The organism is Promicromonospora iranensis (assembly GCF_028994775.1).
GTDB classification, from domain to species: Bacteria; Actinomycetota; Actinomycetes; order Actinomycetales; family Cellulomonadaceae; genus Promicromonospora; species Promicromonospora iranensis_A.
Genome location: NZ_JAJQMN010000013.1, coordinates 24,525 through 45,449 on the forward strand (window position 1 = coordinate 24,525; position 20,925 = coordinate 45,449).

Sequence of the window (20,925 nt, forward strand, 5' to 3'; positions counted from 1 at the left end):
CATCTCCGTATGTCACCCTCAGGCATGGCAGGAACCACTGGCGATCGCAGAACCGCGCGAAACGCGACTTCTTCGCGTCCTACGCAGAACGGCGCAGCCCGGACAACGGGCAGGCCCCGCGGCCGGGTGCCCGGTCAGGCGCTCGGCCAGGTCCCGGGTCAGCCGGACGCATCGGCGGACGGCGGGCCAGAGGCCGAGCCGGATGCCCTCACCATCGGTCGGCGGATCCGGCACCTGCGCACCAGCAGGGGCATGACGCTCGACGACCTCGCCTCGGCGATAGACCGGGCGCCGTCGCAGGTCAGCACGCTGGAGAACGGCAAGCGGGAACCCAAGTTCTCGCAGCTGCAGGCCATCGCGCGGGCGCTCGGGGTCGGCGTGGACGACCTGCTCTCGGCGGAGGCGCTGTCGGAGCGCGACGCGCTCGAGATCGAGCTGGAGCGCGTGCAGCGCGGCCCGCTGTTCGCCTCGCTCGGGATCGAGGGCGTGCGGATCGGCAAGTCACTGCCTCACGACGCGCTCTCGACCATCCTGGCGCTGCACCGTGAGCTCGAACGGCTGCACACCGAGCGCGCGGCCACGCCGGAGGAGGCGCGCCGGGCGAACGGTGAGCTCCGCTACGACATGCGCACCAAGGACAACTACCTGCCGGAGCTGGAGCAGGTCGCGAAAGAGCTGCTCGCGGACGTCGGGCACACGTCCGGCCCGCTGCCGCAGCGCATGGCGGCCGAGATCGCCGCGCACCTCGGCTTCACGCTGCACTACGTGAGCGACCTGCCGCACTCCACGCGTTCCGTGATCGACACGCGGAACCGGCGTCTCTACCTGCCGTCCAAGGGTTTCCGCGGTCGCTCCAACACCCGGTCGGCGCTGCTCCAGGCGCTCGCCTCCCACGTGCTCGACCACACCGAGCCGGCCGACTACGGCGAGTTCCTGCGCCAGCGCGTTGAGGCGAACTACTTGGCGGCAGCCCTCATGGTCCCGGAGAAGCCGGGCGTGAAGTTCCTGCGGGACGCCAAGGACGAGCGCGCCATCGCCATCGAGGACCTGCGCGATGCCTTCGGGGTGTCGTTCGAGACCGCGGCGCACCGGTTCACGAACCTCGCGACCCGGCACCTCGGCATCCCCGTGCACTTCATGAAGGTCCACGAGTCGGGGATCCTCCACAAGGCGTACGAGAACGACGGCGTGCGGTTCCCCTCGGACGCGCTGGGTGCCGTCGAGGGGCAGCACGTCTGCAAGCAGTGGACGGCGCGGCGCGTGTTCGACGTCGAGGACCGGTTCAACCCGTACGCGCAGTACACCGACACGACGTCCGGCACGTACTGGTGCACGTCGCGCGTGGAGAACACGTCCGACGGCGCGTTCTCGGTGTCGGTCGGCGTGCCGTTCGCCGACGTCAAGTGGTTCGAGGGCCGCGAGACGACGGTCCGTACGGCGTCGCGGTGCCCCGACGAGTCGTGCTGCCGACGTCCGCCGGAGGAGCTGTCGGCGAAGTGGGGCGACTTCGCCTGGCCCTCCGCGCGGCCTCACGCGTCCATGCTGGCAGCGATGCCCTCGGGCGCGTACCCCGGGGTGGAGACGACCGAGGTCTACCGGTTCCTGGAGCGGCACGCGCCCGAGGGCTGAGTGCGGCACGCGCCCGAGGACTGAGTGCGGCACGCGCCCGAGGGCTGAGTGCGGCACGCGCCCGAGGACTCACCGCCCCAGCATCCGCTCCCGCTGGTGCCCCATCTCCTCCGCGAGCGCCTGCACGACGGCGGCCACGGCGGGCCGGCGCCAGGACTCACTGCGGATCACGGCGGTGTAGGGCAGGCGCTCGGTCACCTCGTCGGGCAGGAGCCGCACCAGATCCTCGTGCCGGTCGGCCATGAAGCAGGGCAGGAATCCGAGCCCCGCCCCGGCGCGGGTGGCCTCGACGTGCACGAACACGTTGGTGGAGGCGAGCGCGTCCTGCATGCCGGGCACGAGGCGGCGCGGCGCGTCGAGGTCGTTGACCTGGAGCATGGAGTCGACGAAGTAGACGAGGCCGTGCCGGGACATCTCGTCGACAGTGGTGGGCGTGCCGTGCCGCGCCAGGTAGTCGCGCGAGCCGTACATGCCGAGCACGTACTCGCCGAGGCGCACGGCCCGGGCCCGCTGGACGCTCGGGCTGCCGACGACGACGTCGATGTCGACCCCCGAGCGGTGGTGGGTCGCCACCCGGGTGACCGTGACGAGCTCGACGGACAGCTCGGGGTGCGCGGCCCGCAGCCGGGCGATGGCGGGGGAGGCGACGTAGGCGCTGAACCCGTCGGTGGCCGTCATCCGCACGACGCCGGTGACAGGGTCGATCTCGGCGCTGTGCGCCACGAGCCGGTCGACGGCGTCCGACACCGCCTCGCCGGCCCGCGCGGCGCGTCGGCCGAGCGTCGTCAGCTCCCAGCCGTCCGCCCCACGGACCAGGAGGCGGCCGCCCAGCGCTCGCTCCAGCGCGGCGATGTTGCGGCCCACCGTGGTGTGGTTGACGCCGAGCGCCTTCGCCGCCGTCGTGTACCGACCGGTGCGGGCCACCTCCAGGAGCACCAGGAGCTGGTCGGCCACCTGGCCGGCCGGCGGGTCGTTGCGGGCTGACATGCCGTGACGGTACCAAGTGTGCATCCGTGCACACCGCGTCTGCCGACTTCGTCATTGCCTGCACAGCGGTTCGCGGGAACACTCGGGCGGGTCACAGGTGGCAGGCCGTGCTGACCGCACCGGCAGACCACTATCCGTGTCAGAGTCGACACCTAGGAGCAGCAGCATGTCTGCAGGGCAGAGTGCACAGCAGGGCACCGAAGCGCCGGGCGACCGGTCACTGATCAAGCGCATCGTCGGCGCCTCGATGGCCGGCACGGTCGTCGAGTGGTACGACTTCTTCCTCTACGCGACCGCCTCCGCGCTCGTGTTCAACAAGGTCCTCATGCCCGAGACGGGCAACGAGTACGACGCGATCATCGCGGCGTTCGTGACCTACGCGGTGGGCTTCCTGGCGCGGCCGCTCGGCGGCGTCATCTTCGGCCACATCGGCGACAAGGTGGGGCGTAAGCACACGCTCCAGCTCACGATCCTGCTCATCGGTGTCGCGACGGTGCTGATGGGCTGCATCCCGACGTTCCAGCAGATCGGCTTCCTCGCGCCTGCTCTCCTCGTGGTGCTGCGCTTCGTGCAGGGTGTCGCGCTCGGCGGCGAGTGGGGCGGCGCCGTCCTGCTCGTGGCCGAGCACAGCCGGGACGACGAGCGGGCCCGCTGGACCGCGTGGCCGCAGGCAGGCGTGCCCGTCGGCAACCTGCTCGCCACGGTCGTGCTCTACACGATGTCCGCCACCCTGACCGATGCCGCGTTCCTCTCCTGGGGCTGGCGCGTCGCGTTCTGGCTGTCCGCCGTGGTCATCGTGATCGGCTACTACGTGCGCACCCGGGTCTCGGACGCCCCGATCTACGAGGAGGTCAAGGCCGAGATCGACCAGGGCGCCAAGGGCTACGGCGTCTTCGAGGTGGTCCGGCGGTACCCGCGCGGCGTGCTGACCGGCATGGGCCTGCGGTTCGCGGAGAACATCCTCTACTACCTCGTGGTGAGCTTCTCGATCGTCTATCTCGGCACCGCGCTCGGCATGGACACCACCCGGATCCTCGGTGTCGTCGCGGCGGCGCACGCGTTCCACTTCGTGGTGATCCTGGTCGTGGGACGACTGGCCGACAGCATCGGCCGCAGGCCGCTGTACATCGCGGGCGCGATCCTCGGCGCGACCTGGTGCTGGTTCGCCTTCCCGGCGATGAACACCCGGAACTCGCTGGTGATCCTCGCCGTCCTCATGGCCGGCCTGCTCTTCCACGCCATGATGTATGCGGTCCAGCCCGCGATCATGTCCGAGATGTTCCCGACCCGGATGCGGTACTCCGGCGTCTCGATCAGCTACCAGGTCACGTCAATCGTGGCGGGCTCCCTCGCTCCGATCCTGGCCGTCACCTGGCTCAAGAACACCGGTTCCTGGTGGCCCACGGCCGTCTACATGCTGGTGGCGTCGGCCATCACCCTGGTAGCGGCGCTCGCGCTGCGCGAGACTCGGGGTGCCTCCCTGCACGACCTCGACGCCGAGGACCAGGCGCGCGAGCGGGCGCTCGCCGCGCAGGACGACTGAGTACGCGACCGGCCGCGGGACGAGCGGCCGCAGGACGACCGAGGAGAAGGATCGACGATGAACCCGACCCCTGACGGCGCCCGGCTCGAGGGCCGCCGGGCACTCGTGACCGGCGGCGCGAGCGGCATCGGCGCGGCGTGCGTCCGGGAGCTCGCTGCACGTGGCGCACACGTGACGGTGGCCGACGTGGACGGCGACGGCGCCAAGGCCGTCGCCGAGGAGGTGGGCGGCGAGGCGTGGGTGGTGGACCTGTCCGACACCCACGCGCTCGACGACCTCCGGCTGGACACGGACGTGCTCGTGAACAACGCGGGCATCCAGCGGGTCAACGCCATCCAGGACTTCGTGCCGGACGACTTCCGGCTGGTCCAGCGCATCATGCTGGAGGCGCCGTTCCTGCTCGTCCGGGCGGCGCTGCCCGGCATGTACGAGCGGGGCTGGGGGCGGGTCATCAACATCTCGTCGGTGCACGGGCTGGTGGCGTCGCCGTTCAAGGTGGCGTACGTGTCGGCCAAGCACGGGCTGGAAGGGCTGTCGAAGGTGACGGCGCTGGAGGGCGGCGCGCACGGCGTCACAAGCGTGTGCGTGAACCCCGGCTACGTCCGCACACCGCTGGTCGAGCAGCAGGTCGCCCAGCAGGCGAAGGTCCACGGGATCCCGGAGTCGGAGGTGCTCACCAAGGTCATGCTCGCGGAGGCCGCCGTGAAACGGCTGGTGGAACCCGAGGAGGTGGCCACCCTGGTCGGGTGGCTCACCGGCCCGGACGCGGCGATGGTGTCCGGCGCCTCGTGGACCATCGACGGCGGTTGGAGCGCGCGATGACGAAGGACGACACGAGCCAGACCAAGACCTCCCGGAACCCGTTCGCCCGCGGGATGCGGCCGGTGAACGCCGTCGTGGAGCGGTTCATCCCGAGCGCGCTGGTGTTCGCGGTCCTGCTGACCTTCGTCGTGGCGGCGCTCGCGCTCCTGCTGACCGACGCCGGCCCCACCGCAGTGCTCACCGGCTGGGGCGACGGGCTGTCCGGGCTGCTCGAGTTCATGACCCAGATGGCGCTCGTCCTGCTGCTGGGCCACATGCTCGCCAACACGCGCCCGGTGCGCCGCGGGCTGGCCCGGCTCGCCTCGCTGCCCCGCGGCCCGGTGCAGGCGTACGTGTTCGTGGCCGTCCTCGCCTCCCTGCTGTCGCTGGTGCAGTGGGGGCTCGGCCTGGTGGCGGGCGGCCTGCTGGCCCGCGAGGTGGCGGCCCAGATGCGGGCCAAGGGTGTACGGGTGCACTTCCCGCTGCTGGTCGCCGCCGGGTTCTCCGGCTTCGTCGTCTGGCACATGGGGTACACGGGTTCCGGCCCGCTGACGGCGGCGACCCCGGACTCCTTCGTCGTCGAACAGCTGGGCGAGACGATCCCGGTCTCCGAGACCACCTTCGCGCCCTGGAACCTGATCGCCGCGGTGATCACGGTGGTGGTGGTCGCCGGTGCGCTGGCCCTGGTCGCACCGCGGGGAAACGACCGCGTGGTGGAGCTCGAGGTGGACGCCCGGGAGGCCGAGGTGGTGGTCGAGCAGCCGGTGACCCCGGCGGACCGCCTCGACGCCAGCCGGGTGCTGACGACCCTCACGGGCCTGGGGCTCGTGGCCTACCTGGCCGTGTACTTCGCCGACGGCGGCACGCCGACCCTCGACATCGTGAACTGGACGTTCCTCGCGCTGGTGCTCCTGCTCGTGCGCAGCCCGTTCGAGGTGGCGGCCCTGGTCAAGAACGCGGCGACCAACGTGGGCGACATCCTGCTGCAGTTCCCGCTGTACGCGGGCATCCTCGGGATCATGACGGCGACCGGCCTCATCCAGATCTTCAGCGACGCGATCGTGAGCGTGTCGACGCCGCAGACGTTCGGGGCGCTCGCGTTCCTCGCGGCGGGCGTCGTGAACTTCTTCGTGCCGTCGGGCGGCGGCCAGTTCGCCGTCCAGGCGCCGATCCTGCTCGACGCCGCGACCCAGCTCGGCGTCGACCCCGCGGTCGCGATCATGGCCGTGGCGTACGGCGACCAGTGGACCAACATGATCCAGCCGTTCTGGGCGCTCCCGCTGCTGGCTATCGCAGGCCTGAAGGTGCGCGACATCCTGGGATACACCACGGTGACACTGCTGGCCTCGGGGATCGTCTTCGCGGCGACCCTGCTGATCGTCGGGCCCGGGGCCTGACCGAATCCTGATCGGAATGGAGTCAAAGATGACCGGAGCGACAAGCAGCGGGTTCGACAAGGTGGTCGCGAGCGCGGCCGAGGCGGTCGCCGACATACCTGACGGTGCGTCCCTGGCGGTGGGCGGCTTCGGCCTGTGCGGCAACCCGATTGCGCTGATCGAGGCGCTCCTCGCCCAGGGCACGTCCGGGCTGTCGGTGGTGAGCAACAACTGCGGCGTCGACGACTGGGGGCTCGGCGTGCTGCTGAACGCCCAGCGCATCGCGAAGATGACCAGCTCGTACGTCGGCGAGAACAAGGAGTTCGAGCGTCAGTTCCTCTCGGGGGAGCTGGAGCTGGAGCTCACCCCGCAGGGCACGCTCGCCGAGAAGCTCCGGGCCGGCGGCGCGGGCATCGCCGCCTTCTTCACGCGTGCGGGCGTGGGCACACAGGTGGCCGACGGCGGCCTCCCGCGCAAGTACGACGGCGCCGGCGGCATCGCCGTCGCCTCGCCGGCCAAGGAGGTGCGCACGTTCGGCACCGGTGACGCGGCGGCCGAGTACGTCCTCGAGGAGGCGATCAGCACCGACTTCGCGCTGGTCCACGCCCTGCGCGGCGACCGGCACGGGAACCTGGTGTTCAACAAGTCGGCCCGCAACTTCTCGCCGCTGGCGGCGATGGCGGGCCGCGTGTGCATCGCCCAGGTCGAGGAGCTCGTCGAACCGGGGGAGATCGACCCGGACACCGTGCACCTGCCCGGGGTGTACGTGCACCGCGTGGTGCACGTCGGCACCGACATCGAGAAGCGGATCGAGCGGCGCACGGTGACCGCGCCGTCGTCCGCCACGCCGGACACGAAGGGGGCCTGAACCATGGCACTGACCCGACAGGAGATGGCCGCGCGCGCCGCGCGCGAGCTGACCGACGGCATGTACGTGAACCTGGGCATCGGGCTCCCGACGCTCGTGCCCAACTACGTCCCGGAGGGCCGGCACCTGGTGCTGCAGTCCGAGAACGGGATTCTCGGCGTGGGCCCGTACCCGACCGAGGACGCGGTGGACCCCGACCTCATCAACGCGGGCAAGGAGACGGTGACGCTGCTGCCCGGCTCCTCGATCTTCGACTCCGCGACATCGTTCGGGATGATCCGCGGCGGCAAGATCGACGCGGCGATCCTGGGCGGCATGCAGGTGTCGGCGACGGGCGACCTGGCCAACTGGATGATCCCCGGCAAGATGGTCAAGGGTATGGGCGGCGCGATGGACCTGGTGCACGGCGCCGCCCGCGTGATCGTCCTCATGGAGCACGTCGCGCGCGACGGATCGCCGAAGATCCTGCGCTCCTGCAGCCTGCCGCTGACCGGCAAGGGCGTGGTGAACCGGATCATCACGGACCTGGCGGTGCTGGACGTGACGCCGTCCGGGCTCGTGCTCCGGGAGCTGGCTCCCGGGGTCACCGCCGACGAGGTGGTTGAGAAGACGGAGCCGGAGCTCACCGTGGAGCTCGTCGAGCCGATGGTGTGAGGGGCTACGAGGCGCACGGCGCCGGGGGATACGCTGAAGTACGACGGCCAAAGGAGGTCTCATGACTGACCCGATGACCACTCCGGGGAGCGCCACAAGCGCCGCTCCGGGTGCGGAGAACAGCGCTGACAAGACCAGCGCGCAGGAACGCAGGACTGACGACGTGGTGATCGTCTCGGCGGCGCGGACGCCGCAGGGGCGGCTGAAGGGCTCGCTGGCCACGCTGAACGCCGTCGAGCTCGGCGCGGTGGCGGCGCGGCGTGCCCTGGAGGGCGCGGGGGCGCTGGCCGCCGACGTCGACAAGGTGATCTTCGGCCAGGTGATCCAGGCGGGCGCGGGGCAGAACCCGGCCCGGCAGACGGCGGTCGCCGCCGGTGTCTCCTGGGACGTGCAGGCGGTCACCGTCAACAAGGTCTGCCTCTCGGGGCTGACCGCGATCATCGACGGCGCGCGCCTGCTGCGGACCGGCGAGGCGACGGTGGTACTGGTGGGCGGGCAGGAGTCGATGACGAATGCCCCGCACCTGTTGCCGGGCTCCCGGTTCGGGTTCGGCTACGGTCCCGCCGAGCTGCTGGACGCCACCGCGCACGACGCCCTGACGGACGCGTTCGACGGCGTCTCGATGGGCATCTCGACCGAGGACCACAACTCCGGTGACGTCTTCGTGTCCCGGCAGGAGCAGGACGCGATCGCCGCTGCCTCGCACCAGCGGGCCGCGGCGGCGGCGAAGGACGGCGTGTTCGAGGTGGAGCTCGCTCCGGTCTCCGTGCCGCAGCGGCGTGGCGAGCCGGTCGAGGTGCGCACCGACGAGGGCGTTCGCCCCGACACCACGCCCGAGTCACTGGCGAGGCTCCGTCCGGCGTTCGCCGGCGAGGGCACGCTCACCGCCGGGAACTCGTCGCAGATCTCCGACGGTGCCGCCGCGCTCGTGCTCACCACCCGCGGGCGCGCGGACGCGGCAGGGGTGCCGGTGCTGGCGACGGTGCGCGCGCACGGTCAGGTGGCCGGCCCGGACAACTCGCTGCACTCGCAGCCGGCGCGGGCGATCGCCCAGGCGCTGGAGCGGCAGGGCTGGACGGCCGACGACCTCGACGTCGTCGAGATCAACGAGGCGTTCGCCGTGGTGGTCGGGGTGTCGGCGAAGGCGCTCGGGGTCCCGCTGGACCGTGTCAACGTGCACGGCGGCGGGATCGCGCTGGGCCACCCCGTGGGGGCGTCCGGGGCCCGCATCGCGGTGCATGCGGCGCACGAGCTGGCACGGCGCGGGGGCGGCCGGGCCGCCGTCGGCCTGTGCGGTGGCGGCGGGCAGGGCGAGGCGCTCCTCCTGGAGTACTGACGCCGTAGCGGAAGCCCCCGCCTCCGTCGGTCGAGCTTGTCGAGACCGGTCTCGACAAGCTCGACCGACGGACGGGGACGCTCAGTGGGACTCGCGGTCCTTGGCATCACCGATGTACTCGCGGACGTCGTCCGCTCGGCCGTCGAGGTTCATGTCCGACGAGCGGGCCCGCCGGGCGTCCCAGCGCAGCGAGATCGCGCCGAGGATCGCGGCGAGCACCGAGGCGCTCAGGATCGCGATCTTGGCCCCGTCGGTGTGCTCCGAGTCGCCGAAGGACAGCTCGCTGATCAGCAGCGACACGGTGAACCCGATACCGGCCAGGAAGCCGACGGGCAGCAGGTCGCGTACGCCGATGCCGTCGGGCAGGCGCAGGGGCGTGAGCCGGACGACCAGCGCGGTGGTCCCGAGCACGCCGAGGAGCTTGCCCAGGATGAGACCCGCCGTGATCGCCGCGACGACCGGCTGGCCGATCACGGCCGCCGGGCCTTCGCCGTCGAGCAGCGAGACGCCCGCGGCGAAGAACGCGAACACGGGCAGCGCGATGGCGGACGACAGCGGCTTGATGCTGTGCTCGTACTGGTGGGTACGCGAGGAGGCCTCGCCGTGCACGGCCAGCGCGGGGACGGAGAAGCCGAGCAGCACACCCGCGACCGTCGCGTGGACCCCGGACTCGTGCATCAGGATCCAGGCGATCAGCGCGAGCGGCAGCAGGATGAACCAGTGGGGCTTGCGCGACCGGACGTGCCAGGCGAACAGCGCGACGGCGACGAACGTGCCGACCAGCGACATCCAGTGGATCTCGCTGGTGTAGAAGATCGCGATGACGATGATCGCGAGGAGGTCGTCCACGACGGCGAGCGTGAGCAGGAAGGTCCGGATCGCGATCGGCAGCCCGCGGCCGAAGATCGCGAGGACACCCAGGGCGAACGCGATGTCGGTGGCGCTCGGGATGGCCCAGCCGTGCAGGGCGCTCGGGTCGCCGAGGGCCAGGACCACGCCGACGTAGACCAGGGCGGGGACGGCCATGCCGCCGACCGCCGCGATCATCGGGACGCCGGCTTCCTTGGGATTGCGCAGGCTGCCGGCGACGAACTCGTGCTTGAGCTCGACACCCACGACGAAGAAGAAGATCGCGAGCAGCCCGTCGGCGGCCCAGGTGCTGAGCGACAGGTCGAGGTGGATCGGCAGCGGCCCGAGCGAGGACGGCCCGACCACCGTCTGGGTCAGGGTCTGGTAGGCGTCCCGCCAGGGCGAGTTCGCCCACAGGAGGGCGAGGAAGGCGGCTCCGATCAGGAGCGCGCCGCCCGTGGTCTCACGGGCCGCCCAGGTCTGGAGACGCTGGAGGCGGGTCGGTACGGTGGCGTCAGGGATCAACGCGTGTCCTCTCGGCTTTGCGGGTCATCAGAGAAGGACCGGTCGACCCGGTCCACGCCGACCAGACTTCCCGGCACACCTGAGTTTTACCTTACCTGCCATGGCACCCTGCCACGGCCTTGCCTGATCCGCCCCAGGGGGTGCGGGAGGTGAGACGTGGGTCACGATCGGCCCTGCCGGATGTCCGGACGGGGCTATCTCGAGGCGAGCCCGGCGCAGGCCGCGCGCAGCTTGGTGATCGTGTTCCAGTTCCGGGCGGTGGTCGGCGCGCCGACGGCCGTGTCGATGACCTTCGGCGTGAGCTTCGACCGGCCGATCCCGTCCACGTAGTGCACGTACAGCACCCCTGCGCCGGTCCCGAGCATCTCCCGCCCCGCGTTGGACAGGTCGAGCCGGGCGATGCCCGCCTCGTTCAGGTCGCCGAACGGGACGTGCACCTGGAGCTGCGAGGGATGGTCGCGGGCGGCGGCCGAGAACGGGTTGGCGCGGGCTATCGCCTCCAGGTGCTCGGTACTGAGCCCGACGGCGGCCACGTCCTGCCCCAGCCGCTCGCCGAGACAGTCCTGGACGAGCCGGGCGACGTCGGCGGGCCGCGTGGCTCCGGAGGTTCCTGCCGTGACGACGAGGTTGCCACTGTTCAGGAGGGTGCGGGCGTCGCCGAGCGCGGCGTCTTCGGCGGCGCCGACCAGGTCGGCGGACGTCACGCGCAGGCCTGGTCCGACGTTCACGGCGCGGAGAAGGACAGCGAAGGAAGCCATGCGCCCATCCTGCCGTGTCGGCGAGCCTCCCAGCGAGTTTTGCCATTTCTTGGCGCTAAGGTCAAGTTATTACCAGCATGTGAACAGTTCGTGACAACTTGCGACCCGCCGGGCGGGACTCTGGTCACGGGATGGCAGTGGGGCGTAGTTTCCATTTCAGGGACGGCACCCAGTCGCCCCTTCGGGAGGCCAACCTATGGAGTGCTCGCTCCGTGGAGAAGGGCCGGTCCCGGCTCTGCGCCACGACGCGGCGCACCGAGTCGGTCGCCCGGCCCATCCACCAGCCCCGGCTCGTCCGGGTCGGTTCCGCCGACAGGCGGTACCCGCCAGGCGGTGACGAGGCTGTCACGGCGTTTCGGCGCCGGAGGGAGAACCGCAGTGAGCCATTCCGCACACACCACCCGCCCGTCCGACCAGAGTGCCGACGCCGCTCCCGGCGCGGCAGGTGACGAACGCAGGACCTTCGTCATCGACACGTCTGTGCTGTTGAGTGATCCCAAGGCGATGTTGCGGTTCGCGGAGCACGATGTCGTACTCCCCATCGTCGTGATCACGGAGCTGGAGGCCAAGCGTCATCACGCCGAGCTCGGGTACTTCGCCCGGAGCGCCCTGCGGATGCTGGACGGGCTGCGGGTGAAGCACGGCCGCCTCGACTCACCGGTCCCCGTGGGGGACGCGGACGGCACGCTGCGGGTGGAGCTCAACCACGTGGACCCGACGGTCCTGCCCGCCGGGTTCCGGCTGGGGGACAACGACACCCGGATCCTCGCGGTGGCCGCCAACCTCGCGGCGGAGGGCAACAGGGTCACGGTCGTCTCCAAGGACCTGCCGATGCGGGTGAAGGCGTCCGCCGTCGGCCTGCAGGCCGAGGAGTACAAGGCGGAGCTCGCGGTGGACTCGGGCTGGACCGGGATGCGCGAGATCGACCTGTCCGACGAGCAGATGGGGTCGCTCTGGGAGAACGACTCGGTGGACATCGCGTCCCTGGACCCGGCGACCGTCGAGGCGGCCTCGCCGCTGCTGGTCCACACCGGGATGGTGGTGCACTCGCCGGGCGGTTCCGCGCTCGGCCGCGTGACGGCGGACAAGCGGGTCCAGCTGGTCCGGGGCGACCAGGAGGTGTTCGGGGTACACGGCCGCTCGGCGGAGCAGAGGGTGGCCATCGACCTGCTGCTCGACCCGGAGATCGGCATCGTCTCGCTCGGCGGGCGGGCCGGTACGGGCAAGTCGGCACTCGCGCTGTGCGCCGGCCTGGAGTCCGTGCTGGAGCGCCAGCAGCACCGCAAGGTGGTCGTCTTCCGGCCGCTGTACGCGGTGGGCGGGCAGGAGCTGGGCTACCTGCCCGGCTCCGAGTCCGAGAAGATGAACCCCTGGGCGCAGGCCGTCTATGACACGCTCGGCGCCCTGGTCTCACCCGCCGTGGTGGAGGAGGTCATCGCGCGCGACATGCTCGAGGTGCTGCCGCTCACGCACATCCGCGGGCGGTCCCTGCACGACTCGTTCGTCATCGTGGACGAGGCGCAGTCCCTGGAGCGGAACGTCCTGCTGACGGTGCTGTCGCGGATCGGCCAGAGCTCGCGCGTCGTGCTCACCCACGACGTCGCTCAGCGCGACAACCTGCGGGTAGGTCGGCACGACGGTGTCGCGGCGGTCATCGAGGCGCTCAAGGGGCACCCGCTCTTCGCGCACATCACGCTCACCCGGTCGGAGCGTTCCCGGGTGGCGGCGCTGGTGACCGAGATGCTGGAGCGCCTGGAGGTCTGACCCACCGGTCGCTCCTACCGGGAACGCAGCGGGCGCTCAGGCCAACTTGGTGGCCTGAGCGCCTGCTGCGTGCTGAACCTCTGGCACGGAAGAGGCGTGCCGCCGGACGGAACCCCCCAGCCCCGCAGTCCGGCGGTACGCCTCTTCGAGTGCATGAGCGACAGTAGCAGAATTAGGTAAGGCTAACCAAAGGACGGGGCATCTGACGTCGACGCTCGTCTCAATACGGGCGTTGTCTCCCTTGTCGGATATAGCATCGGCCCATGCTTATTGCCGAAGACTTCCTGCTGCTCGCCGTCGACGACGAGACGGGCAAGACCGCCAACGTCGACAACCTGGGTGTGCGCCTCGCGGGCGCGCTCCTGGCCGACCTCGCCGCCGCCAACAAGACCCTCATGCGGGGCGCGCCGGAGGCCGGCGCTACCAAGGAGGAGCGCGAGAAGGCCGGAGACACCACGCTGCTCGTCACCGACAACACGCCCACCGGTCACGTGGCGCTGGACGCAGCCCTGCAGGCCGTGCTCGCGACGCCCGAGGCGCCGGCGCGGAAGGTCGTCGAGGCCATCTCCAAGGACGCCGAGGAGAACCTGCTGGCCGCGCTCGTCGAGCGCGGGATCCTGGAGAAGGAGGAGACCAAGCTCTTCCGCATGCTCCCGATCACTCGCTGGCCCGCCGCCGACTCGAGCCACGAGACCGCGCTGCGCGCCAACCTCACGAAGATCCTCGTCGAGGGCGCGGAGCCCGACGAGCGGACCGCCACCCTGATCTCCCTGCTGCACGGGTCCGGCCTCATCGGCGGCCTGGTCGGCAAGGAGCAGCGCAAGGCCGCCCAGGAGCGCGCCGAGGAGATCGCCGGGAGCGAGTGGGGCGTCGCCACGGTCGCGACCCAGGTCGCCATCGCGGCGACGGTCGCCACGGTCGCCACCGTTGGGGCCGCCGCGGCGGCGTACATCCTCCTGTCGAACGACGCCGACAAGGGCGCCGCGCCGGCCGAGACCACCGCTGCTCCCGAGGCCGCCGAGGCGCCCGCGGTCTGAGGCGACCACCCGGCCGGCGGCAGTCGCTAGCTGGCAGTCGCTGGTCGGCAGTCGCTGGTCGAGCTTGTCGAGACCCTGGGTCTCGGCAAGCTCGACCAGTGTGACCGGCCGCCTGCGCCGTCAGGCGCCCAGAGGCAGGGGTGTCAGGCCTGCGGCGGCCGCGTCATCGACAGCACGTCGAGTGCGGTGTCCAGCTGCGCCTCGGTGAGCTCGCCGCGCTCGACGAAACCGAGGTCGATCACGGCCTGACGCACCGTGATGCCCTCCTTGACGGCGGTCTTGGCGACCTTGGCCGCGGCCTCGTAGCCGATCACGCGGTTCAGGGGCGTCACGATCGACGGCGACGACTCGGCGAGCGCACGGGCGCGCTCGACGTTCGCGGTGATCCCCACGATGGTCTTGTCCGCGAGCACGCGCGAGGAGTTCGAGAGCAGGCGGATCGACTCGAGCACCCCCTGCGCGATCACGGGGATCTGCACGTTGAGCTCGAACGAGCCGGACGCACCGGCCCAGGCCACCGTCGCGTCGTTGCCGATGACGCGTGCGCACACCATGAGCACGGCCTCGGGGATGACGGGGTTGACCTTGCCCGGCATGATCGACGAGCCCGGCTGCAGGTCGGGCAGCGCGATCTCGCCCAGGCCGGTGTTCGGGCCGGAGCCCATCCAGCGCAGGTCGTTGCAGATCTTCGTCACGGAGACCGCGATGGTACGCAGCACACCCGACAGCTCGACCAGGCCGTCCCGCGCCGACTGCGCCTCGAAGTGGTCGCGGGCCTCGGTCAGCGGCAGGCCGGTGTCCTCCGCGAGCAGGGCGATGACCCGCTGCGGGAAGCCGGCCGGGGTGTTGATGCCCGTGCCGACCGCGGTACCGCCCAGCGGCACCTCGGCGGCCCGCGGCAGCGCGGCCTGCAGGCGCTCCACGCCGTAGCGGACGGCGGCGGCGTAGCCGCCGAACTCCTGGCCCAGCGTGACCGGGGTGGCGTCCATGAGGTGCGTGCGGCCGGACTTCACGACCTCCGCGTACTCCACGGACTTCGCCTGGAGCGCGTCCGCCAGGTGGGTCAGCGCGGGGATCAGGTCGTTGACGACACCCGAGGTCGCCGCGACGTGCACCGAGGTCGGGAACACGTCGTTCGACGACTGCGACGCGTTGACATGGTCGTTCGGGTGCACGTCCTTGCCGAGCGCAGCGGTGGCGAGCGTCGCGAGGACCTCGTTGGTGTTCATGTTCGACGACGTGCCCGAGCCGGTCTGGAAGACGTCGACCGGGAAGTGGCTGTCGTGCTTGCCGGAGGCGACCTCGTCCGCGGCGGCGACGATAGCGTCGGCGATGTCCTTGTCGAGCACGCCGAGCTCCGCGTTCGCGGTGGCGGCGGCCTTCTTCACGCGGGCGAGGGCCTCGATGTGCCCACGTTCGAGGGGGGTGCCGGAGATCGGGAAGTTCTCGACGGCACGCTGGGTCTGGGCGCGGTACAGCGCGTTCTTCGGAACGCGCACCTCACCCATGGTGTCGTGCTCGATTCGGAACTCGGTGTCGCCGGACGGGACGACGGTGTCAGCAGTCATGGTTCTATCGTGCCGCAGCCGCGCCCGGGCAACGCACCTGAGCGCGTGACTCGTGTCACCCCGGCACCCCTCGCGCCCTCGTCACCCGGCCTGCGGCACGGCTGCGGGCTGCTCCCCGACGTCGCCGATCACGTTCACCATCCGTGCGCTGCCCTCGGCGAGGTCGTACTCGAGGCCGACCACGGCGCACCGGCCCTCCTCGACGGCCCGCGCCAGGCCCGCCGAATAGCTGTGCAGCATCCCGACGGTGTGCTTCACGTGCTCGCGACGCAGCACGTCCTGGTCGGCCAGTGCCGCCATGACCGTGGCAGGGTCGCCCGAGGTGATGTTGACGATCGACGGGATCACGCGGTCCACCACGGCACGCACGAACCCACCGGGCTGCTCACCCGAGGCGAGCGTGTGCGCCGCGGCGGCCACCGCGCCGCACGAGTCGTGGCCCAGCACGACGACGAGCGAGGCCCCGAGCACGTCGACCCCGTACTCGATGGAGCCGATCACCGTCGTGTCCACGACGTGTCCGGCGGTGCGGACCACGAACACGTCGCCCAGACCCTGGTCGAAGATGATCTCGGCGGCGACGCGGGAGTCCGAGCAGCCGAAGATCACCGTGTGCGGGTGCTGCGCGGCCTGCAGCTCCCGGCGGCGGTCCGCGTTCTGCGACGGGTGGGCCGGGGCGTCCGCGACGAAGCGGTCGTTGCCGGAGCGCAGCAGCGCCCAGGCATCGCGCGGGCTGATTCGTTCCGGGTTCTGGTTCAGGCTCATGATCCGACCTCCTCGCGACGCGGCGGGTTGGCTCCCGCCCGGGACACCGTGATGGCTGCGACGGCGCAGCAGCGGTCCAGGACCTGCTGCACGGTCGCCGGGTCGATGGCGTTGAGCGCGTTCCGCCGGTCGGCACCCAGCAGGTCTCGTTCCCACAAGCCGTCGATGAGGGCGCCCATGAACGAGTCGCCGGCACCCACGGTGTCGACCACCTCGACCTGCGGGGCGACCGCCTCGACCACACCCGCGTCGGACACGGCGACCGCGCCCTTGCCGCCGAACGTGACCACGACCAGCGCGGGCGTGCCGCGCTGCCAGTCGTGCGCCACGGCCACCGGGTCGGACCCGGGGTACAGCCAGCCCAGGTCCTCGTCGCTCACCTTCACCACGTCCGAGAGCTGCACGAGCGCCTCGACGCGCGGGCGCACCTCCTCGGGGTCGCCCATGATCGCGGGCCGCGCGTTCGGGTCGTACGTGGTGGTCGACGTCGTCCGCGCCGCCTCGAGAACCTGTCGCACCTCCGTGGCGCCCGGCTCGAGGATCGCCGCGATGGAGCCGGTGTGGACGGCGACGGCGTCGGTGCCGCCCACCTGGGCGCTGGGCTCCCTGCTGGTGTCCGCACCCGGCATCGCCTCGGCGGGGACACGCCAGGCCAGGTCGAAGTCGTACGTGGCGGAGCCGCTCTCGTCGAGCGTGGCCACCGCGACGCTGGTGCGCTCCGCGCCGTCGCTACCCGGCACCAGGGCGACACCGGAGTCGGCCAGCCACGCACGCACCAGGTCACCCCGGGCGTCGGCTCCGAGCCACGTCGCGAGCCGGACCTCCCGGCTCAGGCGACCCAGCGTGAGCGCGACGTTGGCGATGCTTCCCCCGGGATGCTCGGCGGAGGAACCGTCCGGCCGGTGCACCTCGTCCACGAGGGCCTCGCCCACGGCGAGGACGTACCGGCTCACTCGGCGTCCTCCGGCGACCCGGCCGACGAGAGCGACCCGCTCTGCGCGGCGGCGAGGCGCTCGCGGGCGCCGTCCAGCCACTCCTGGCAGCGGGCCGCCAGGGCCTCACCACGCTCCCAGAGGGCGAGCGACGCCTCCAGCGGCTCCCCGCCGGTCTCCAGGCGGCCGACCACCTGCACGAGCTCGTCGCGTGCCTGCTCATAGCTGAGGGAGGCGACGTCGGGTGCGTCGCTCACCGCATCGGTTCCAGTCACAGCATCTGTACTCACGGGGAACAGTCAACAGCACGCCACCGACATCTGCGGAGTCCGTCCACAGGAAAGAGTTTGGTCCTGACCGGTCCGACGTCGGACCATGGTGACCCATGGGCCATCTCGAAGTAGCGCACGTCGAATACCACCTGCCGGATGGCCGGACCCTCCTGGGGGACGTGTCGTTCCGCGTGGGCGAGGGCAGTGCGACGGCGATCGTCGGCCCGAACGGCGCGGGCAAGACCACGCTGCTGCGCATCATCACCGGCGAGCTCGCGCCCCACGCCGGATCCGTGGCCGTGAGCGGCGGGCTCGGCGTCATGCGCCAGTTCGTCGGGTCGGTGCGCGACGAGACCACGGTGCGCGACCTGCTGGTGTCCGTGTCCGCACCCCGCCTGCGCGAGGTGGCGCGCGCCGTCGACGAGGCCGAGCACCGGATGCTGACGGTCGACGACGAGGCCGCCCAGATGGCGTACGCCCAGGCGCTCTCGGACTGGGCGGAGGTGCGCGGGTACGAGGCCGAGACGCTGTGGGACGTCTGCACGATGGCCGCGCTCGGCATCCCGTACGACCGGGCGCAGTTCCGCGAGGTGCGGACGATGTCGGGCGGCGAGCAGAAGCGGCTCGTGCTGGAGGCGCTGCTGCGCGGTACCGACGAGGTCCTGCTGCTCGACGAGCCCGACAACTACCTGGACGTGCCCGGCAAGCGCTGGCTGGAGGCGCAGCTCAAGGCCACCCGGAAGACGGTCCTGTTCGTGTCCCACGACCGGGAGCTGCTGTCGCAGGCCGCCGACCGGATCGTGTCCCTGGAGCCGAGCCCCGCGGGTGCGGACGCCTGGGTGCACGGCGGCGGCTTCGCCACGTTCCACGACGCACGCCGTGAGCGGTTCGCGCGGTTCGAGGAGCTGCGGCGCCGCTGGGACGAGAAGCACACCCAGCTCAAGAAGCTGGTCCTGACGCTGCGCAACCAGGCGGCGAGCAGCCCCGACATGGCGTCGCGCTACCGCGCGGCGCAGACGCGGCTGAAGAAGTTCGAGGAGGCAGGCCCCCCGCCGGAGCCGCCGCGCGAGCAGGACATCACCATGAAGCTGCGCGGCGGGCGCACGGGCCTGCGCGCCGTGACGTGCGAGGGGCTCGAGCTCACCGGGCTGATGAAGCCGTTCGACCTGGAGGTCTTCTACGGCGAGCGGGTAGCGGTGCTGGGCTCGAACGGCTCCGGCAAGTCCCACTTCCTGCGGCTGCTCGCCGGCGGCGACGTCGCCCACACGGGCTCGTGGAAGCTCGGGGCGCGGGTCGTCGCCGGCCACTTCGCGCAGACGCACGCGCACCCGGAGCTGTTCGGCCGCGCGCTGCTCGACATCCTGTGGGAGGACCACGCGCAGGACAAGGGCAAGGCGATGGCGCGGCTGCGACGCTACGAGCTCACCGAGGCCGCGGACCGGCCCTTCGACCGCCTGTCCGGCGGGCAGCAGGCTCGGTTCCAGATCCTGCTGCTCGAGCTCGACGGATCGACGGCGCTGCTCCTCGACGAGCCCACCGACAACCTCGACCTCGAGTCCGCGGAAGCGCTGCAGGAGGGCCTGGAGTCGTTCGACGGGACGGTGCTGGCCGTGACGCACGACCGCTGGTTCGCGCGGTCCTTCGACCGCTATCTCGTCTTCGGTGCCGACGGCGTGGTGCGCGAGACGTCTGAACCCGTGTGGGACGAGCGCCGGGTGGAGCGCGAGCGGTAGGCGGCTCCCGGTGCGCGGCTCAGGCGCCGCGCACCGCGGGCGCGACGCCGTGGACCGCGAGCTGCTCCAGCAGGACGTCGTGCCCTTCCTGGAGCCGCCAGTGCACGGCGGCCATGCCCGTGGACCGGGCGCCCTCGACGTTGGGGGAGTGGTCGTCGATGAACAGGACCTCGGCGGGCGGGGCGCCGATCCGGGTCGCCGCCTTGAGGAAGAACGCGGGGTCCGGCTTCGCCACGCCCAGGTCGCAGGAGTAGAGGCTGACGTCGAACAGGTCGTCGTACGGCAGCGTGGCCTTCATGTGGTCGGCCCGACGCCGGATCTGGTTGGTCCCCAGGTGTACCCCGTAGCCGGCCTCGCGCAGCTCCCGAACCAGGTCGAGCGAAGCCGGCGCGGGCTCGATGTTCTGCCACACCGCCGCATACAGGTCGGCGGCCGGCACCTCGACGCCGTACTCCCGGAGAACGCCGGCGAGGACCGGCAGGAAGTCGTCGTTGCCCGCGAGGAGCAGGTGCTCCCGCTCGGACGCGAGGGTCAGGATCTCGCGGGTCTGCTCGCCGAGGAGCTGCTCGGCGGCGTGGTAGAAGCCGTTGGGGAACCCCTGGAGCACGCCGTCGGCGTCGAACAGGATGTGTCGGATGGTCGTCACGGACGAACCGTAACCGGCCCGGTGATCCACCCGGCACAAAAAACCCGGTCACAGATCCCGGGTGCTCCCGGTCGAACTCATGACGGCCGATCGGGCCGTCGCGACAACGTCGCGGACATGAATGGGAGCACATCATGAAGATCGTGGTCATCGGAGGCACCGGCCTCGTCGGCAGCCAGGTCGTGAACAACCTGCGGGAGCACGGGCACGAAGCGGTCGCCGCCGCGCCGCAGACCGGCGTGAACACGCTGACGGGCGAGGGCCTGCCCGAGGTGCTCGAGGGCGCGCAGGCGGTCGTCGACCTCAGCAACTCGCCCTCGTTCGCGGAGGAGGACGTCACGAGCTTCTTCCGGACCTCGACGACGAACCTGCTCGAGGCCGAGGCGAAGGCGGGGGTGCAGCACCATGTGATCCTCTCGATCGTGGGAGCCGAGGGCATCGACTCGGGCTACATGCGCGCCAAGGTCGTGCAGGAGGAAATCGTGAAGGCCTCCGGCTCCGGCTGGTCGATCGTGCGGTCCACGCAGTTCCTCGAGTTCCTCGGCTCGATCGCTGACACGGCGACGGTCGACGGTGTCGTCCACATCGCACCGGTCCGGTTCCAGCCGATCGCCTCCGCGGACGTCGCCCGCTTCGTGGCCAGGACGGCGGCCGGCACCCCGCTGGGAGCGACCATCGAGATCGCCGGGCCGGAGGTCTTCGGCTTCGACGAGATCGTGCGCACCTACCTCGCCTCGAAGGACGACCCGCGCGAGGTCCGCGCCGACCCGAGCGCCACGTACTTCGGTGCGCCGCTCCAGGACGGTGAGCTCGTGCCGCACGGGGAGGCGCAGCTGGGCGAGATCAGCTACGAGCAGTGGCGGAGTTCCCAGGCGTAGCCGA

The 20,925-nt window shown here is 71.3% G+C and carries 19 protein-coding genes; 11 read left to right on the plus strand and 8 right to left on the minus strand.

The annotated features are described in order from the left end of the window. Positions 1 to 126 precede the first annotated feature (126 nt). Positions 127 to 1,629, plus strand: a complete 1,503-nt coding sequence (locus tag LUU90_RS21665; RefSeq protein WP_425596286.1) for a helix-turn-helix domain-containing protein — start codon at positions 127 to 129, stop codon at positions 1,627 to 1,629. Positions 1,630 to 1,698: 69 nt separating this feature from the next. Here the strand turns inward: LUU90_RS21665 and LUU90_RS21670 are convergent, their stop codons facing one another. After that, a complete protein-coding gene (locus tag LUU90_RS21670) occupies positions 1,699 to 2,616 on the minus strand; it encodes a LysR family transcriptional regulator (RefSeq protein ID WP_275006032.1) in 918 nt (305 codons plus the stop codon). A gap of 166 nt (positions 2,617 to 2,782) precedes the next feature. Between LUU90_RS21670 and LUU90_RS21675 the strand changes: the two genes are divergently transcribed. The 6 genes from LUU90_RS21675 to LUU90_RS21700 all read left to right on the plus strand — a co-directional run bounded on the left by LUU90_RS21675 (position 2,783) and on the right by LUU90_RS21700 (position 9,194). Then, on the plus strand, positions 2,783 to 4,159 hold the full coding sequence (locus LUU90_RS21675; protein WP_275006033.1) for an MFS transporter: 1,377 nt from the start codon (positions 2,783 to 2,785) through the stop codon (positions 4,157 to 4,159). Between the two features lie 57 nt (positions 4,160 to 4,216). After that, positions 4,217 to 4,981, plus strand: coding sequence for a 3-hydroxybutyrate dehydrogenase (locus LUU90_RS21680; protein WP_275006034.1), 765 nt, complete (start codon positions 4,217 to 4,219; stop codon positions 4,979 to 4,981). Then, positions 4,978 to 6,357, plus strand: coding sequence for a short-chain fatty acid transporter (locus tag LUU90_RS21685; RefSeq protein ID WP_275006035.1), 1,380 nt, complete (start codon positions 4,978 to 4,980; stop codon positions 6,355 to 6,357). Before LUU90_RS21680 ends, LUU90_RS21685 begins: the two co-directional genes overlap by 4 nt. Before the next feature lie 28 nt (positions 6,358 to 6,385). Beyond that, a complete protein-coding gene (locus LUU90_RS21690; RefSeq protein WP_275006036.1) occupies positions 6,386 to 7,204 on the plus strand; it encodes a CoA transferase subunit A in 819 nt (272 codons plus the stop codon). Between the two features lie 3 nt (positions 7,205 to 7,207). Continuing rightward, complete coding sequence (locus LUU90_RS21695; RefSeq protein WP_275006037.1) at positions 7,208 to 7,858, plus strand: CoA transferase subunit B; 651 nt, start codon at positions 7,208 to 7,210, stop codon at positions 7,856 to 7,858. A 163-nt stretch (positions 7,859 to 8,021) separates the two neighbouring features. Continuing rightward, positions 8,022 to 9,194, plus strand: a complete 1,173-nt coding sequence (locus LUU90_RS21700; RefSeq protein ID WP_425596288.1) for an acetyl-CoA C-acyltransferase — start codon at positions 8,022 to 8,024, stop codon at positions 9,192 to 9,194. Between the two features lie 81 nt (positions 9,195 to 9,275). On the opposite strand, the gene nhaA is transcribed toward LUU90_RS21700, so the two are convergent. Together nhaA and LUU90_RS21710 are read right to left on the minus strand one after the other, a co-directional pair. Next, entirely contained in the window at positions 9,276 to 10,568 is a 1,293-nt protein-coding gene (gene nhaA / locus LUU90_RS21705) for a Na+/H+ antiporter NhaA (protein ID WP_275006039.1), read from the minus strand. Between the two features lie 194 nt (positions 10,569 to 10,762). After that, positions 10,763 to 11,326, minus strand: a complete 564-nt coding sequence (locus LUU90_RS21710) for a DUF1697 domain-containing protein (RefSeq protein ID WP_275006040.1) — start codon at positions 11,324 to 11,326, stop codon at positions 10,763 to 10,765. A gap of 504 nt (positions 11,327 to 11,830) precedes the next feature. Here LUU90_RS21710 and LUU90_RS21715 point away from each other — a divergent pair. Together LUU90_RS21715 and LUU90_RS21720 are read left to right on the plus strand one after the other, a co-directional pair. Next, positions 11,831 to 13,090 (plus strand): PhoH family protein, encoded by a 1,260-nt coding sequence (locus LUU90_RS21715; RefSeq protein ID WP_425596289.1) that lies wholly within the window; start codon positions 11,831 to 11,833, stop codon positions 13,088 to 13,090. Positions 13,091 to 13,353: 263 nt separating this feature from the next. Further along, a complete protein-coding gene (locus LUU90_RS21720; RefSeq protein ID WP_275006041.1) occupies positions 13,354 to 14,127 on the plus strand; it encodes a GOLPH3/VPS74 family protein in 774 nt (257 codons plus the stop codon). Positions 14,128 to 14,270: 143 nt separating this feature from the next. Here LUU90_RS21720 and LUU90_RS21725 read toward each other — a convergent pair whose 3' ends face one another. The 4 genes from LUU90_RS21725 to LUU90_RS21740 all read right to left on the minus strand — a co-directional run bounded on the left by LUU90_RS21725 (position 14,271) and on the right by LUU90_RS21740 (position 17,649). Further along, positions 14,271 to 15,695: a class II fumarate hydratase gene (locus LUU90_RS21725; protein WP_275006042.1), complete on the minus strand. Its 1,425-nt coding sequence runs from the start codon at positions 15,693 to 15,695 to the stop codon at positions 14,271 to 14,273. A gap of 81 nt (positions 15,696 to 15,776) precedes the next feature. Continuing rightward, entirely contained in the window at positions 15,777 to 16,460 is a 684-nt protein-coding gene (locus tag LUU90_RS21730; RefSeq protein WP_275006043.1) for a carbonic anhydrase, read from the minus strand. Beyond that, the gene (locus LUU90_RS21735) at positions 16,457 to 17,413 is read right to left on the minus strand and encodes a carbohydrate kinase family protein (protein WP_275006044.1); all 957 of its coding nucleotides are present in this window, start codon (positions 17,411 to 17,413) and stop codon (positions 16,457 to 16,459) included. The genes LUU90_RS21730 and LUU90_RS21735 overlap by 4 nt, the downstream gene beginning before the upstream one ends. Then, positions 17,410 to 17,649, minus strand: coding sequence for an exodeoxyribonuclease VII small subunit (locus LUU90_RS21740; RefSeq protein ID WP_275006045.1), 240 nt, complete (start codon positions 17,647 to 17,649; stop codon positions 17,410 to 17,412). The genes LUU90_RS21735 and LUU90_RS21740 overlap by 4 nt, the downstream gene beginning before the upstream one ends. A 128-nt stretch (positions 17,650 to 17,777) precedes the next feature. Here LUU90_RS21740 and LUU90_RS21745 point away from each other — a divergent pair, with 128 nt between their 5' ends. Then, positions 17,778 to 19,397, plus strand: a complete 1,620-nt coding sequence (locus tag LUU90_RS21745) for an ABC-F family ATP-binding cassette domain-containing protein (RefSeq protein WP_275006046.1) — start codon at positions 17,778 to 17,780, stop codon at positions 19,395 to 19,397. Positions 19,398 to 19,416: 19 nt separating this feature from the next. On the opposite strand, the gene LUU90_RS21750 is transcribed toward LUU90_RS21745, so the two are convergent. After that, positions 19,417 to 20,043 (minus strand): HAD family hydrolase, encoded by a 627-nt coding sequence (locus LUU90_RS21750; protein ID WP_275006047.1) that lies wholly within the window; start codon positions 20,041 to 20,043, stop codon positions 19,417 to 19,419. 134 nt (positions 20,044 to 20,177) lie between these two features. On the opposite strand from LUU90_RS21750, the gene LUU90_RS21755 reads away from it, so the two are divergent. Next, complete coding sequence (locus tag LUU90_RS21755) at positions 20,178 to 20,921, plus strand: SDR family oxidoreductase (RefSeq protein WP_275006048.1); 744 nt, start codon at positions 20,178 to 20,180, stop codon at positions 20,919 to 20,921. Positions 20,922 to 20,925: the final 4 nt, after the last annotated feature.

Coding starts and splice junctions, on each gene's coding strand:
- LUU90_RS21670 (WP_275006032.1), bottom strand. CDS start 2,616: ATGTCAGCCCGCAACGACCCGCCGGCCGGCCAGGTGGCCGACCAGCTC.
- LUU90_RS21675 (WP_275006033.1), top strand. CDS start 2,783: ATGTCTGCAGGGCAGAGTGCACAGCAGGGCACCGAAGCGCCGGGCGAC.
- LUU90_RS21680 (WP_275006034.1), top strand. CDS start 4,217: ATGAACCCGACCCCTGACGGCGCCCGGCTCGAGGGCCGCCGGGCACTC.
- LUU90_RS21685 (WP_275006035.1), top strand. CDS start 4,978: ATGACGAAGGACGACACGAGCCAGACCAAGACCTCCCGGAACCCGTTC.
- LUU90_RS21690 (WP_275006036.1), top strand. CDS start 6,386: ATGACCGGAGCGACAAGCAGCGGGTTCGACAAGGTGGTCGCGAGCGCG.
- LUU90_RS21695 (WP_275006037.1), top strand. CDS start 7,208: ATGGCACTGACCCGACAGGAGATGGCCGCGCGCGCCGCGCGCGAGCTG.
- LUU90_RS21710 (WP_275006040.1), bottom strand. CDS start 11,326: ATGGCTTCCTTCGCTGTCCTTCTCCGCGCCGTGAACGTCGGACCAGGC.
- LUU90_RS21715 (WP_425596289.1), top strand. CDS start 11,831: ATGTTGCGGTTCGCGGAGCACGATGTCGTACTCCCCATCGTCGTGATC.
- LUU90_RS21720 (WP_275006041.1), top strand. CDS start 13,354: ATGCTTATTGCCGAAGACTTCCTGCTGCTCGCCGTCGACGACGAGACG.
- LUU90_RS21725 (WP_275006042.1), bottom strand. CDS start 15,695: ATGACTGCTGACACCGTCGTCCCGTCCGGCGACACCGAGTTCCGAATC.
- LUU90_RS21730 (WP_275006043.1), bottom strand. CDS start 16,460: ATGAGCCTGAACCAGAACCCGGAACGAATCAGCCCGCGCGATGCCTGG.
- LUU90_RS21745 (WP_275006046.1), top strand. CDS start 17,778: ATGGGCCATCTCGAAGTAGCGCACGTCGAATACCACCTGCCGGATGGC.
- LUU90_RS21755 (WP_275006048.1), top strand. CDS start 20,178: ATGAAGATCGTGGTCATCGGAGGCACCGGCCTCGTCGGCAGCCAGGTC.